General features: G+C 69.3%; 12 protein-coding genes. 4 read left to right on the top strand and 8 right to left on the bottom strand.

What is annotated here, in order from left to right; genetic code table 11:
* Positions 1–60 precede the first annotated feature (60 nt).
* On the bottom strand, positions 61–537 hold the full coding sequence (locus tag ACFVTF_RS05435; protein ID WP_387809314.1) for a GNAT family N-acetyltransferase: 477 nt from the start codon (positions 535–537) through the stop codon (positions 61–63).
* A gap of 131 nt (positions 538–668) precedes the next feature.
* Between ACFVTF_RS05435 and ACFVTF_RS05430 the strand changes: the two genes are divergently transcribed.
* Entirely contained in the window at positions 669–1,409 is a 741-nt protein-coding gene (locus tag ACFVTF_RS05430) for an ArsR/SmtB family transcription factor (RefSeq protein WP_387809311.1), read from the top strand.
* Between the two features lie 230 nt (positions 1,410–1,639).
* Here the strand turns inward: ACFVTF_RS05430 and ACFVTF_RS05425 are convergent, their stop codons facing one another.
* The 3 genes from ACFVTF_RS05425 to ACFVTF_RS05415 all read right to left on the bottom strand — a co-directional run bounded on the left by ACFVTF_RS05425 (position 1,640) and on the right by ACFVTF_RS05415 (position 5,350).
* On the bottom strand, positions 1,640–2,620 hold the full coding sequence (locus tag ACFVTF_RS05425) for a hypothetical protein (RefSeq protein WP_387809309.1): 981 nt from the start codon (positions 2,618–2,620) through the stop codon (positions 1,640–1,642).
* Positions 2,621–2,961: 341 nt separating this feature from the next.
* A complete protein-coding gene (locus ACFVTF_RS05420; RefSeq protein ID WP_387809306.1) occupies positions 2,962–3,501 on the bottom strand; it encodes a GNAT family N-acetyltransferase in 540 nt (179 codons plus the stop codon).
* Positions 3,502–4,873: 1,372 nt separating this feature from the next.
* The gene (locus ACFVTF_RS05415; RefSeq protein ID WP_387809303.1) at positions 4,874–5,350 is read right to left on the bottom strand and encodes a hypothetical protein; all 477 of its coding nucleotides are present in this window, start codon (positions 5,348–5,350) and stop codon (positions 4,874–4,876) included.
* A 1,301-nt stretch (positions 5,351–6,651) separates the two neighbouring features.
* Here ACFVTF_RS05415 and ACFVTF_RS05410 point away from each other — a divergent pair.
* Both ACFVTF_RS05410 and ACFVTF_RS05405 read left to right on the top strand, forming a co-directional pair.
* Complete coding sequence (locus ACFVTF_RS05410) at positions 6,652–6,954, top strand: hypothetical protein (protein WP_387809300.1); 303 nt, start codon at positions 6,652–6,654, stop codon at positions 6,952–6,954.
* A gap of 27 nt (positions 6,955–6,981) precedes the next feature.
* Positions 6,982–7,269 (top strand): hypothetical protein, encoded by a 288-nt coding sequence (locus tag ACFVTF_RS05405; protein ID WP_387809297.1) that lies wholly within the window; start codon positions 6,982–6,984, stop codon positions 7,267–7,269.
* 75 nt (positions 7,270–7,344) lie between these two features.
* Here ACFVTF_RS05405 and ACFVTF_RS05400 read toward each other — a convergent pair whose 3' ends face one another.
* The gene (locus tag ACFVTF_RS05400) at positions 7,345–8,271 is read right to left on the bottom strand and encodes a PIG-L deacetylase family protein (RefSeq protein WP_387809294.1); all 927 of its coding nucleotides are present in this window, start codon (positions 8,269–8,271) and stop codon (positions 7,345–7,347) included.
* 832 nt (positions 8,272–9,103) lie between these two features.
* Here ACFVTF_RS05400 and ACFVTF_RS05395 point away from each other — a divergent pair.
* Entirely contained in the window at positions 9,104–9,973 is an 870-nt protein-coding gene (locus ACFVTF_RS05395) for an LLM class F420-dependent oxidoreductase (RefSeq protein ID WP_387809291.1), read from the top strand.
* A 245-nt stretch (positions 9,974–10,218) separates the two neighbouring features.
* On the opposite strand, the gene ACFVTF_RS05390 is transcribed toward ACFVTF_RS05395, so the two are convergent.
* From ACFVTF_RS05390 to ACFVTF_RS05380, 3 genes are all read right to left on the bottom strand, one after another.
* On the bottom strand, positions 10,219–11,010 hold the full coding sequence (locus ACFVTF_RS05390) for a DsbA family protein (RefSeq protein WP_387809288.1): 792 nt from the start codon (positions 11,008–11,010) through the stop codon (positions 10,219–10,221).
* 65 nt (positions 11,011–11,075) lie between these two features.
* A complete protein-coding gene (locus ACFVTF_RS05385; protein ID WP_387809285.1) occupies positions 11,076–11,546 on the bottom strand; it encodes a MauE/DoxX family redox-associated membrane protein in 471 nt (156 codons plus the stop codon).
* 704 nt (positions 11,547–12,250) lie between these two features.
* Positions 12,251–13,252: a malate dehydrogenase gene (locus tag ACFVTF_RS05380; protein ID WP_387809282.1), complete on the bottom strand. Its 1,002-nt coding sequence runs from the start codon at positions 13,250–13,252 to the stop codon at positions 12,251–12,253.
* Positions 13,253–13,759: the final 507 nt, after the last annotated feature.

The following is a 13,759-nucleotide window of genomic DNA, read 5'->3' as shown; positions in this document are numbered from 1 at the left end:
GGCCGGGCGGGCCGGGCGGGCCGCGGCACCGCGGCGCTGCGGCGCTGCGGCGCTGCGGATTCAGGGGGCTGTCGGCGGGTCGAGATCCTTGGTCATGAAGACCCTGCTGGTGCCCGGCGGGTCGCACGGGACCTCGCCCAGGCGTCGCCAGCCGTGCTTCGCGTAGAAGCCGGGAGCCTGGAAGCTGATCGTGTACAGCACCGCCGTGCGGCAGCCGCGTGCGCGGGCCTCGCTTTCGGCCCGGCGCAGGATCTCACTGCCCAGGCCGCCATGGCGCAACTCGGCCGGCAGGAAGAACAGGTCGAGGAAGAACAGCCCGAGTGAGGTGCGACCGGTCAGGCCACCGATCACCTGGGAGGTCACGCCGTCACGTACCAGGACGGCCAGCGGGCGGCGGTCGTCGACGGCTGTCGAGTCGGTGTTGAACCGGTCCAGGGCGTCGGAGATGAGCGATACGTCGGTGGGCTTCGGGGCGTCGGTGACCGTGAGGCCGATGCCGGGCCGAAGGTTCGATGGTGTGCTGTCGGTGGCGGGCATGAGGCTCCCAGGGCGGTTGGCGGACGGTGTGCGGGCGCAGGGCGCGGGGCGCGGTGGCCTCGGCCGGTACGGGACGTTAGGGCGTGGACGCTTCGGTCGAGCCCGAAGCGAGATCGGCGACAATCGGGGACATGGACCATCAGCGCGAAGGCCGGGACGTGGGCGTCGACCTGGCCGCCGTGGCCAGAGTGCTGGCCGACGGCACCAGAGCGGACTTCTGCCTGGCCCTGCTGGACGGCCGGGCCTGGACGGCCACGGAACTGGCCCGCCATGCCGGTGTCGCGGCCTCGTCCGCGACCGAGCACCTGAACGTGCTCGTGCGTGGCGGACTCCTCGTCGAGGAACGCCACGGACGCCACCGGTACCTGCGGATGGCCGACCCGCGCGTGATGGCCCTGATCGAGAGCCTCGCCGCACTCGCGCCGCGCCACACCCCCAGGCCGCGTTCGCTGTCAGGCTCAGGGCGGCAGCGGGCCCTGGCCCGCGCGCGGCTCTGCTACGACCACCTGGCCGGAGAACTGGGCCTGGCCGTCACCGACTCGATGGCCGCCCGCGGCCTGTTGGAGTGGGGAGCCGATCCGTCACTCACCGCCGAAGGGGCGGCCTGGCTCCACGACCTGGGCATCGCACTGCCCGACGCCTCCCGCAGACCACTGGTACGCGCCTGCCTGGACTGGACCGAACGACGCCCGCACCTGGGCGGGGCCGTCGGCGCCGCCATCTGCGGGCACGCCCTGGCCGCCGGGTGGCTGACCCGGATCGGAACCACCCGTGCCCTCGCCCTCACGGACCTGGGCAGACACGAACTGCGCGACCACCTCGGACAGCCTGCGACCAGCGAACTGCCGCCCTGGGACCGCGAGGCGGATTAGCGGCCCTGGGAAGAACGGTCCCGGTGCTGGTGAGACCGTGCCGGTGGAAGGGCCGCACGCGCTGGATGAGTTGTGACGCCTGGTCCCCGACCGCTCCGCACGACGCCCGGCCCGCCGTCGCCGCTGCCGGACGAGCACCGAACTCGTCCTCGCCCGCGACGCCGTTCGCTGCTCACCCACCGGTCGAACCGCCAACAGCCACGCCCCGACCCCGACTTCACCCAAGGCCGTTACTGCATGACTTCCCCGCACGGATGCTCGAAGGAGAGCGGGCAGTAATAGAGCTGCATATTGTAGCTCCGCCCGATCTGGACGCCGATGTCGCCGTCCGCGTCGCGGTCCTCGACCGGGTCCCAGCCGCTGCCGTCCAGAACGCCGGAACTGATCGTCAGCAGCGGCACCATGGCGGATTCGCAAGCGGTGCACCGAATCACCGACGGATCGCGGAAGCTCCACGGCCCCCAGCCGCCGACCTTCCACCCAGGGGCGACCGACAGCTCGTACTGGTAGTAGGCCCGGAACTCCTCGGCGTACCGGTACCTCGGATCGGTGCCGGTGAACTCCCGCTCGCACCAGTCCTCGATCCGGTCCGCGAGGTCGGCCTCCAGCTCCAGCGGCGCCGGGTACTCCGTCACCACCTCCGGGTGCAGCACGCACGGCTCGGGCACGTAGTTGCCGTAATTCTCCACGTCAGCCGGCAGCGGCGGATCGGTCAGCAGCGCGTCGACCTGTGGGGAAGAACGCCACACCACCCTGGCCGCAGGCATCCACGACGGATCGTGGTTCAGCGGGCACCACAGCACCTGCAGCAGGTCCGCGCCCTCGGGGCACGGCAGCGAGGGGATGTCGCGCGCATAGAGCTGGGCCACCGGCAGCAGGGCGTTCGGCTTCCGGGTCCACGGATGCCCCGCGGACGTCGCGTCCAGGGCCGCCTTCTCCCGGTCGTCGGGATGGGTCGCATAGAGCTCCCGGCGCCGCCGGATATCGGCCATCGACACCGGCAGATCGCCCTCGTCCTCCTCCGGATGCGGGCCCTCGCACACCGGCCACGGCTCACTGACCGGCCACAGCAACGGGCCCCCGACCGAACTGTCGTGGACGGTCGGCTCGCCCAACCGCGGATGCAGGCGCGCCGTCTGCCGCGCCAACGGCACCAGTTCCGGGAAGGCCGCGGCGATATCCACTCGGCGCGGCGGTGTGACACGGACCATCGGGGCATCTCTTTCGGACGGCGGACAGGCATACGGACCTTAGCCGCCGCCACCGACAGAACAGCCGGTCGAGAACGCTGCCTGGCAGGGTACTTGACGGTCCCTCCAAAGGACCGGGATTGCGCTCGGATGCCGAGCCCGCTGGAGTACCGGGACAGGGGCCCGTGCTGCTCCGCGCCAGTTCGCGGACGGCGCATCCATCGCGACGACCACTACCGACACGCGCGCGCCGGGCCCACGCCCGCCTGGACGCGCGAGAAGCGCCCCTCTTCGCCACGAGAGAACGACAGGTGCCTCCCGCGCGCAGGTGGGAGGGGGTACCCGGCGGTTGCGTCGCAGACTCAGTTGGACGGCGTGACCGGGGAGCGCATGCCGAGCCACTGCTCGGCGCCCCAGGCCTCGAACCGCTCCACCTCGGTGAACCCGAGCTTCGCCGCCAGACGCATCGAGCCCACGTTGGCGCTCTGGGTGGTGAGCACCACCGGCTCACCGGGAAGCGCACCGGCGAGCCAGCCGAGTGCCGCCGCGCACGCCTCGGCGGCGTACCCGAATCCCCACGCCCGCGGCAGGAACAGGTAGCCGAGATCGACCTTCCCCGCGGCGGCCGGACGGCGGTGCCCCGTCGCCCTCCTCAGCAGGATCTGGCCGATCATCGACCCGTCGAGCTCGACGACGAAACTCCCGGGCCACCGCTCGGGCGCCCCGGGCATCTCGCGCTCGAGCTCGTCACGCGGCCGGGGACCGCCGAGGTAGGCATACACCTCCGACGAGGCGAGCAGCTCGATGAACGCCGCACGGTCCCGGACCTCGGACTCACGGAGCACGAGCCTCCCGGTCCTGACCGGCTCAGGCGGCCAGACCACAGCTCCCAGATCTTCCATCCGCGCACGCTAACAGGTGGTCAACCCAGCCGATGCTGCGCCCCGGGACACAGCCACCCCAGAGCGGCGGGCACCGCCGGGACGACTGGCGGCGGGCTGGCGAGTTCCTCGCCAGCGACCTCACCGAGTAGTCCCTCAGTATCGACAACCCCTTCGTCGTAGAGTTTGAGCAACCGACGACCCCTTCCGCCCCTCTCCACCCCGACGGAAGAGACCTCTCCACACAGGGCACGCAACTGGCCAACACGGCACCGCCCCGACTCGGTGAAGGAACGCTGTCACACGCGGGACGAGCAGCCCCCGCCGGCGTTGAGGAGAGAGGCTTCAGGTGGACAAACGCAACCGAACCCTGCCCCTGGCCAGGACCGCCGGTGTCATCTCACCGGTCCTCCTGCTCCACAACCACACCCCTTGGTGGGCGATCCTGCTCCTTGCCGTGCCAGCCGGGGCCTGGGCCGTACTCAACGCCGTTCTCCCCCAGGCCTCACACGACCGGCTGGAATGGTGGCGGGACCGCCGTCGCCACCAGCGCCTGCGAACAGCCCGCCGGGCCGGCGCGCCCTCGGAAACCCGCAGGCAACCCTGACCGCCCGGTTCAGGCCGTCAGCGGGCCGGCCGTGGAGGGGCGTGTCCCGCCACGACCGGCCCGCTGACTGAACACCAACAGCCCGGCAGGGCGCAGCAGCAGCCCACAGGCACGCCGGGAGCTCCGACATGCGGGACAGGAAATTCTCCTGTCCAGGAGGCCTGAACCGGGTTACCCGCAGGGGAGCGCACCGAAGAATTTCCGGTCCCGGCGGGGACGACGGGGACGACGGGCCTCACAGAAATCGGCACCACCGAACCCGCCGACGCCGTGCTCCACCACGCCATCGACACGGACACGATCCACACCGGCTCCGGTCCGGACCGGAGCGCGGAGTCGGGAAAGCCAGTGAGTGCGCACACGGTGAGGTGGCGTCGGCGCCGTCATCAGGCCCAGTGTCGACGTACGACCTTCGCTCCTCAGCTGCGTACATTTGAACGCCCCCTGACCTGCACCAGGGAACCTGGACCGCGCGTCACCGAAGGTGGACCGACGGCGCTCTGCGCCAGTGGAGCTGAACCACCGCAGGTCAGCTGTCCTGTCGTAGGAGTGAGAGTCGCCGTTGGGCCTCGTCGCGAACCCCTGAATCTGCGTCCGACGTCAGCGTCTTGAGTTGCCGGATGAGTTCGGCCAGGCCGTTGCCGGTCATCCAGCGCGGGTCACAGTCAAGTTCCGCGCTGAGCTGGTCAGCGGTTCCCTGGTCGGTCGCGTCGGCTCGGGCGGCGAGCACGGCGCGTAGACCCGGTAGGTCCTCACGTGCCAACAGGGCCACGGCTGTCTCGGAGGTCACTGTGGTGGCTTGAGCGTCGAGCAAAAGGCGGTGGAGGACTTCGGCGACGTCCTCGATCTGAGGTACTGCCGCCAGCCGACGCCCTGCAGCGGCCCTGCCGCTCCATGAGGGAGAGTCCGCGGCAACGAGCGAATCGATCGGCTCTCGATCCTGGAAACCTTTCCTGCCACCAGCGTGCCAGGAGAGGTCTCGACTGCGCAGGACTCTTCCTCCACCAAGCCGCAGGTGAACGGGAACGCCTCCAAGAACTCCCGCCGGCAGGGCTCGGGCTCCACTTCGGCCAGACTCCTGAGCACCACCAGGAACCTGTCGAGCTGTTCGGACGGCAGGCCCTTCAGCACCGAGGCCGCGCTCTCCAACATCCTCACCGCGGAGTCGGGATCCACTTCGTCGTCGCCGCAGTTGTCGAGGAACCAGACGCTGTCGACGACCATCCCGGCAAGGACAGGTACCAGCGGGTCTATGTCTGCCATGGGGAGAACCTAGCTCAGACTGGGCCGCGTCGCGGTCGACGACGACGTCAGCGACAGATCTCCGAACACCCGGAGAACACACCGCCGTGGTGGAACCGGGGAACGTGTTCATCACGGCTGATCTCCGAACCACCGTGGTAGAACCGGTCCGCCGCCCGCTTGGGGGCCGGGGACGGGCCAGCCCCAGGGTGTGCGCACAGGCGCCACAGCTGGGCCCGCACCGCCCCGCCTCCCTGGGACAACCGGCCGAGGACCTCCACCACCAGGATCACAACAGCGCCATAGCCCGTAGCTCCCCAGGTCCTCGCCTCGGTGCGAGTCCAGGTTGGCGAGCATGACCATGCGCGGGTGGAGCGGTCGCGATGTCGGACCGGCCGACCTGAGGCTCTCGTCCGACCGGGCAGAGACCGTCAGGTCATACGTTCGCCGGCCGACTTCGACGAGTGGGCCTCGGTTCGGACAGCGGAGGAGTTGTCCGAGGCCTTCACCTTCGTTGTCGATCAGGCCGGGGCCGGGGCCCCGCGCCGCGGTGAGCACGTGGCTCGTCCGCCGGTGGCGACATGGTCCTGGACGCCGGTGAGATCGGTTTCCGCGAGGGGTCCGGGCGGTGGACGATCGACAAGGTCAGCAACCAGTCGACCGACCAGTCAGCTCCTCAGTTGCGCACATTTGAACGCCCCCTGGCCTATGCCAGGGAACCTGGACCGCGTGGCACCGAAGGTGAGCCAACGGCGGTTTGCGTCAGTGGTGATGGACCACCGCACGTCAGTTGTCCTGTTGTAGGAGTGAGAGCCGCCGTTGGGCCTCGTCGCGAACCGCTGAATCTGTATCCGGCGTCAGAGTCTTGAGTTGCCGAATGAACTCGGCCATGCGGCCAGAACCGGAACTCCTGAACAGAACCGACCAGGGCCCGGGGTGTGGCATCAGGAGCGGCGAGTAGGGCTTCGAAGCCGGCCAGGACATCGCCGAGCCGGACGGCGGCGCAGCGGCTGCGGCGCGACCGGGCGCCGTCGGGGGCGCCATTGAGCAACGACACTGACTCCGCCTGGCGCCCGCCGTTACGTGAAACGCGTCCGCGGCAGGATCCTGCCGCGGGAATTGCAGCAAGTGTCAATGAAAACAGTGGCATTGTTGGTTCGTCAGTGAATAGGCTATTCACGGGAGCTCGCGGAAGGAACGGACAGACCCCGGGACATCGACCGACGCGGCGTCTCTTCTTATTCGCCGGAGCCACATCGTACACATATAGAGTATCGGCGCATTTGGGACGAGCACAACGCCGGGCGGCCGACAGGCTCGACGTGAACTTCCCCCACCGCCAGTTGGCCATTATCCGTACGAGAACTTTCCTCGACCACCGAAGGAATTTGAACAATGAAGTGGACCACACGCGTGATCAGCGGAGCCGTCCAGCTCACCGACGACGGCGCCGCGCCATCGCCACCCTGAAGGACATCAAGGCCCCCGCCGAGCAGCGCTACGAGCTCAGCCTTCCGGCAGGCACCGAGGTCGTCGCCAATGAAACCGGCGGCTACGACCTCATCCGCCCCGTCGATGGCGGAGTGGCCGTGACCGTCGGTCGCAATCGAGTTCCGAAAACCTGAGCCCCGAGCAGTGGAGAGGATGCGCCGGTGTCCGTGTTCCTGTCGATCATCATCATCTCGGCCCTGTGCTTCTCGGAGGCCGTGGCCGTACGCAGGTATCCCGACCGGTCCTTCCTCCTATTGCTGAGGAACGACCGGGTCGCCCTGGCCGTGGCACTGGTCTGGTGGCTCTTCTCCGTCGCCGTGCCCATGCCCGACGGGAACATCCTGGGAGGCGCCCTCTTCGGGCTCCTGAGCGCCTGCGTCGTCGGTTGCACCGTGGCAACCGTACGAAGGGCAAGGGCACGCCGCCGAGTTGCCCGCCACACCACCTGACCGCCCCGGCCGACACGCCCCGAGCGCCCCGATCCCTGTGTCGGGGCGCTCGGGGCCATCGCTGCGTCGCGTCCGTCAGGACCAGTCCGTACGCGGCCTGTCGATCTCTCCGTACTTGTAGGAGGAGTTGGGGAGGGCGAAGACGTACTCGTGCGGGTCGTTGTGCGCGCTCTCCATCTTCTCCGGGACGCTGTGGTAGCCGAGCGCGTAGAGGTTCTTGGACGGGCTCCACCTGTTGTAGCAGTAGATGGCGTCGCGCTTGGTTCCCATATGGTCCGCGGGGATGTTCAGCACGTAGGCGGCGCCGTCGGCGCGGGAGGAGAGCGGATGGTCGTAGGCGTAGACGAAGTTGAAGCGCACGTCGGTCAGCTTGCCCGCGCGCGCCAGCTGCACGGCCGCGTCGGTGATCGCCTTGTGGGTCTTGGTGACCTCCAGCCAGCCCGCGGTGAACTTGTGCGAGGCACCCGGGTACTGCACCGCGATGGACGCGATCTTCGACTTGACCGTGCTGGTGAACTTGGCGAAGGCGTCGGGCTCGTTCCCCCACACGGAGTCGGGGACCTTGAGGTTGATCACCTTGTCGACTCCGAGGGTGGCCGCCGAGGCCATGAACTCGGCGGTCCGAGCTGGCACGATCACGCTGTCACTGGCTTCGCCAGTCGGCCAGTTCAGCCCGTGGTGGCCGTGGGCCGCGCACGGATGCCGGTCGTCGCGTGTGGTCAGCGGGCAGGGATCGGTGTTCATCAGCGACGCCAGCGAGTCGTTCTCACCCCGTGTCACCAGCACCAGGTACACCGGCCGGCCGGCCGCCTTGTGCTCCAGGATCGACCCGGCCAGACCCAGCGCCTCATCATCCTGGTGCGGCGAGTAGAAGATCGCCGGAGCGGTCGCGGCCGACGCCCTTCCCCCCGTCAGGCCGGTACCCAGGACCGTCGCACCGGCCAGCGCCCCAGCCGTCAGCACCCGCCGCCGGGACAGGCCCGCCCCTGCGTTGTCCACCATTGCTGCCTCCTACCGGACCCACCGGGCCCACTCGTGCTCCTTACCGCCCCACGCGGCGAGGGTGACAGCGGCCCGTCCCACGGGTGAGCCGCCCGGTCACGCCCCCGAGACTACGAAGCACACCCGTCGCCGGGCATCACTCACCAGAACGAGGACCAGGCTCCCGCTCCGCCCCCACCCGGTACTCCGCTCCCCCGGCCCGGCTCCCAGTGGATGCCGCGGTGGTGCCGGCCGCCGGGCAGGGGGATCAGGTTCGTCATGACCGGTGAACCCTGTCCGCTCTCCCGCTTCGGCCGGCCCGAGCAAGTCGGCGACCTGACGATCACTCCCGGCGAGGGGCCCGGGCCGCGCTGTTCCCAGCGCCCTTCGCCGTGCTGCCGCCTGGAGGACGGCCGCCCGACCTTGACCCCGGCGTACATACGCAGGGCGGTCGAGCGAGAGATCGCGCAGGCCAGCACGCGCGAGAGGCGGACGCCCATCGACTCCGCCAACTCCCTCACCACCATGACGAGTTGGCTGGCCAGGCGGCTGGTGCGAGCGCTGGTAGTGCTCGGCCACGCCGGGTACCTGCTCGTGGGGCGCGTGCTGCCGGCGGCCGAGCACCGGGCACGCCAGGCGCCGCAGCCTCAGCGAGACGACGACCCGCCGTCCATCCACCAGCACGTCCGTAACCCTGCGCCCATAGAACCGTGCACCTGACCGGAAAACCAGGGGGTTGGCCGGGTGCGGTGGCCTTGCTCACCTACGCGGCACGCCTTGTCCCTACGCCCGCGGCGCGCCATGCCACCGTGCGTCCGCGCCTGGTGCTTAGGGTGGCCCCAGGAGGTAGGGAATGCGGGTAGGACTGCACGCGCTCGGCATCGGTAACGGTGCCCGCCCTGAAGTGATCGCGGCCGTCGCCACCGCAGCGGAGGCGCATGGCTTCGCCAGGCTGTGGTGCGGTGAGCATGTGGTGCTCGTGGACACGCCCGCGTCCCGTTACCCCTACTCCGCGGACGGCCAGATCGCCGTGCCCGCGGACGCGGACTGGCTGGACCCGCTGCTCGCCCTGAGCTTCGCCGCGGCAGTCACCAGCCGGATCGAGCTCGCCACCGGCGTGCTCCTGCTGCCCGAGCACAACCCGGTGGTGGTCGCCAAGCAGGCCGCCACCCTCGACAGGCTTTCCGCCGGACGGTTCAGCCTCGGCATCGGAACGGGCTGGTCAGCCGAGGAGTTCGCCGCCCTCGGCGTCCCCTTCACCGGACGCGGACGCCGCACCGACGAGTACCTCACCGCGATGCGCACCCTCTGGGCCAAGGACCCCGCCTCCTTCACCGGGGAGTTCACCCGCTTCGACGCGATCCGGGTCAACCCAAAGCCGCTGCGCGGCGCCCAACTCCCGGTCGTGGTCGGCGGCAACAGCAACACCGCCCTGCGCCGCGCGGCCACACTCGGCGACGGCTGGTACGGCTTCAACCTCCCCGTCGCCGACGTCCCCGAACGCGTCGCCGTCCTCGTCGACGAGTGCGCCCGACGCGGCCGCACTCCCGGTGAACTCACCATCGCCGTCGCACTGAGTGACGGCCACCCGGAGCACCTTCCAGAACTCGCCGCAGCCGGCATCACCGAGGTCGTCGTCGTCGGAGCGCCCCCGCCGACCCCTGACGCGGCCGTCACCTGGGTCGCGGAACTCGCCCGGACGTGGATGCCCCCGGCCGAATGACCAGGGCACCACGCCAACGACGCCCATCGCCATTCGCCCTTCGGCACCACCGATACGGGACAGAGCCGTTTGCTGGACACCCTGTCGATCCGGCGAGCGGCGTAGCCACGTGTCGAATGGGGACTCCGGACGCAACCGCAGCGACACACGGCGGCCCGCCCTCTCGCCCGAGAGGACAAACCAGGTGGATCGGTCTCACACCTCGTCAGTGATCCCCACTGACGAATCGAGGTCAAGGCCTGGCATTACGGCGTTCCGGACCGGCCCGCCGCAGCATCGTTGACAATCCGAGTCAGCCGCTCGGCTGTCAGGGGGTGCCCGGTGTCCTTGAGGAGGTCCCTGCCCTCGAAGAAGATCGCAGGCGTCCCCTGGATCTTCGTCTGTTGGTCGAAGGTGTGCTGGACCTTCTTGACCCAGGTGTCGTGGGTGCCCTCGTTCACCGCTGCGATGAACGAGGGCGTCTTGAGGTCCTTGACCTTGTCGGCGAGAGCGAGGAGGGTTTTCTTGTCGCCAAACGTGTCCTTGGTTTCGCTCTTCGGGTGGTTGGCGAAGAGGACGTCATGGTATTCACGGAACTTGCCCGCGTTCTGGGCGGCGGCGACCGCGTTGGCCGCGTTCTTGGAACCTTTTCCACGGGCAATGCTGTCGACCAGGGACAGGATGTGGTAGTCGATGCGGAGTTTTCCCTCGTCCTCCAGTCTGTTGATGGTGTCACCGAGTATCCCCTCGACCTGGGCGCAGGCCGGGCAGCGGAAGTCCTCGTAGACGGTGAGGGTGACCGGGGCGTCGGGATCTCCCACGGGGATGACCAGTTGCCGGTCACCGATGGCGCCGGCCGGGGGAACGATGGGGCGGGCGTCCTTCGCCTTGCCGGACTGCACGGCGATGGTGACGCCGACGGCAGCGGCCACGACGGTGGCGAGGGCGCCGGTGATGGCCCTGTTCCTGTTTCGGCGGGCCCGCTCGGCTGCGCGCTGGCGCTGTATACGCTCCCGGGCTCGGTCGGAGACGGCGGGGGTCCTGCGGGGCTTGCTCACAGAAAAACCAATCTGGTATTCGGGGGTGGCACGGCGGCCACAGCCGGAATAAGGTGCTCTACGGGTCAGCGAAGGTACGAGTCAAGGGAGAACGGGTTCCTTGGGCGCCAGATCAGCCACGCGCTCATCGCCAGGAAGCAAAGATCGCGCAGGATCTCCACGGCGAATCGGGTGTCTCCCGGATCGACTTCGCCGCCGCCGCCGAAGCAGCCGCAGTCGATGCTCATACCGCGGGCCCAGGCCTGAACGATCGCGATCAGGAAACCCACCAGGAGCACAGCGGACAAGACCGCGGCAAAGCGGATCTTCAAGCCCGTCAGCAACAGGGCGGCCAGACACAATTCGAGCGCAGGGATCCCGTATCCGACCGGGCTTACCAAGGAATCGGGCAGAAGACGGTATGCACGCACCGCGTAGGCCGCCGTGCCCGGGTCCTGGATCTTGGCCCACCCCGCGATGAACCAGACCGCGGCCAGCCCGATCCTCGACAGAAAGCCTGCCCACGGTACGGCCCGGCATTTCGTCAGCACCCTCACCGACGAAATGTCGTTTGGGTTTCCCTCTGTCGGATTCAATCTCATCGGTCCTTGACCCCTGATCTTGGATTTATCGATGCGGCTCGAGTCGGAGCAGTTGGTGTGGTGTTCCGGTCAGCCTTACCAGCAGGAAACGGGCGTGACCGAGCAGGGGGTAGTTACGGAGGATCGCGTGCCAGCGCTGAAGGACGTCCCATGCCCCGAGTACGCTAATCCCCGGTGCCGGCGCGGCGAGCACCCACCACCAGAGCGACCGGGCGAGAGCCAGGGTTGTGGCGAGCACCGCGACGACAGCGGCTGCGCCGAGCGTGGAGTAGCGGGCAAGCGTGCGGAGTTCATTCATGGCAGACCTCAGGTCCAGTGACAGCACGTGATGGTGGTGGCCTCCGAGTGGGACGCCACGGCCGGACGCTCCGGTGACTCCCGATGGCCGCGATGGGAGTCACCCGCCGCGGCAGGCCTCGATGGGGAGTCGGTCTCGAACTGCGTTGTTCTGCAATGGTTTTGGGCGTCGGTGCAGGTCGGATGCCGGCCGGGTTGCGGGCTGCGGTCCTCGGCGGGGCCGGGTCCCGTTGCAGGCGACCGGGCACGACGGGCGCACGCACGGGCCTCCTGCGCTCCTGCCGCGTGGTGGGTGGCTCGGCCAGGCGCGAGTGCCAAGGGCGTGCTCGCGGGTCCGATCCCGTGGATCGCGGTGACGTGTCTCAGACGAGGCCGAGGCCGCGCACGAGCCAACGCTCTGCCGCGAGTTCCGCAGCGGAGTAGTTGATGCGGGCGCGGGAGAACTCGTTGATCTCCAGTCCCTGGACGACCTCGTAGGTGCTGTTCTTGACGGTGACCGGGACGGAGCAGAACAGGCCCCTGGGGATGCCGTAGGAGCCGTCCGACAGGACGCCCATCGACGTCCAGTCGCCCTCGGGGGTGCCGTTGACCCAGGTGTGCACCTGGTCGATGGCGGCGTTGGCGGCGGAGGCGGCCGACGAGGCGCCGCGGGCCTCGATGATCGCGGTACCGCGTTTGGCGACGGTCGGGATGAAGTCCTCGGCCAGCCAATGCCGGTCGGTCACGACCTCGGCGGCGTTCTTCCCGGCGATCGTGGCGTGGAAGATGTCCGGGTACTGGGTGGCGGAGTGGTTGCCCCAGACGGTCAGGCGCTTGATGTCGCAGACCTGTGCGCCGGTCTTCTCGGCCAGTTGCGAGACGGCGCGGTTGTGGTCGAGGCGCATCATGGAGGTGAAGCGCTCGGCCGGTATGTCCGGGGCGGCGGCCTGGGCGATCAGGGCGTTGGTGTTGGCCGGGTTGCCGACGACGAGGACCTTGATGTCGGCGGCGGCGTGGTCGTTGATGGCCTTGCCCTGCGGCCGGAAGATCCCGCCGTTCGTCTCCAGTAGGTCGGCGCGCTCCATGCCCTTCGTCCGCGGCCGCGAGCCGACGAGGATCGCGGTGTTGGCGCCGTCGAAGGCGATCTTGGGGTCGTCCGTGACGGTGATGTTCCGCAGCAGCGGGAAGGCGCAGTCGTCGAGCTCCATGGCGGTGCCTTCGGCGGCCTTCAGCGCCGGGGTGATCTCGAGGAGACGCAGGTTGACCGGCACATCCGGGCCGAGCAGGTGACCGGCGGCGATACGGAAGAGCAGTGCGTAGCCGATCTGGCCGGCGGCGCCGGTGACGGTGACGGTGACGGTGACGGTGACGGGAGTACGGCTCATGGCAACCTCGTTACAGCAGGGTGGATATGACGGTGGGTGATGCGGATGCGCGCCCCGTCCCGGTCTCCCGGCCGGGGCTCGGCGAGGGATCGGACGGGCACGTGCGCCGGTTCTCGGCGCGGGGATCCTCAGGCCCAGGACGGGGCGACGAGCTGCTTTCCACAAGTCCGGTGCGGGTGTGGCTGGCGGGCGGGGCAGCAGGTGCGAGACGCTCCGGCGTCTCTCCACGTGGCAACTGGGACCAGGCTTGGAGGATGGCGGCTCGGACGGTCGCCGCCCCGACCCCGCCCTCCGTCCGGGACAGGACCGCGTAGTGCTGCAGGAGACCGCGCCGGGACCTGTCGGACATGACGCACGGCCCCCCGGGGACGGTCGGCGAAGCGCCTCGCGGCGGGGGGACGGGCGCCGGCGTCGGCGACCGCTCGGGCACCCGCACCTCGCCTTCCAGGTCTCGCCCGCCGCCGGCCCCCGGGGTATGTCCACCGTCCATCCGTCATGTTCCTTCCG

The organism is Kitasatospora sp. NPDC057940, from assembly GCF_042887425.1.
Lineage (GTDB): Bacteria > Actinomycetota > Actinomycetes > Streptomycetales > Streptomycetaceae > Kitasatospora.
The sequence above is the reverse complement of the archived record's forward strand: the minus strand, read 5'-3'. Positions and strand labels throughout refer to the sequence as shown.

What these genes read in the sequence shown, in the direction of transcription:
- ACFVTF_RS05420 (WP_387809306.1), bottom strand. Translation starts at nt 3,501, where the DNA reads ATGGAAGATCTGGGAGCTGTGGTCTGGCCGCCTGAGCCGGTCAGGACC.
- ACFVTF_RS05435 (WP_387809314.1), bottom strand. Translation starts at nt 537, where the DNA reads ATGCCCGCCACCGACAGCACACCATCGAACCTTCGGCCCGGCATCGGC.
- ACFVTF_RS05430 (WP_387809311.1), top strand. Translation starts at nt 669, where the DNA reads ATGGACCATCAGCGCGAAGGCCGGGACGTGGGCGTCGACCTGGCCGCC.
- ACFVTF_RS05415 (WP_387809303.1), bottom strand. Translation starts at nt 5,350, where the DNA reads ATGGCAGACATAGACCCGCTGGTACCTGTCCTTGCCGGGATGGTCGTC.
- ACFVTF_RS05395 (WP_387809291.1), top strand. Translation starts at nt 9,104, where the DNA reads ATGCGGGTAGGACTGCACGCGCTCGGCATCGGTAACGGTGCCCGCCCT.
- ACFVTF_RS05425 (WP_387809309.1), bottom strand. Translation starts at nt 2,620, where the DNA reads ATGGTCCGTGTCACACCGCCGCGCCGAGTGGATATCGCCGCGGCCTTC.
- ACFVTF_RS05380 (WP_387809282.1), bottom strand. Translation starts at nt 13,252, where the DNA reads ATGAGCCGTACTCCCGTCACCGTCACCGTCACCGTCACCGTCACCGGC.
- ACFVTF_RS05400 (WP_387809294.1), bottom strand. Translation starts at nt 8,271, where the DNA reads ATGGTGGACAACGCAGGGGCGGGCCTGTCCCGGCGGCGGGTGCTGACG.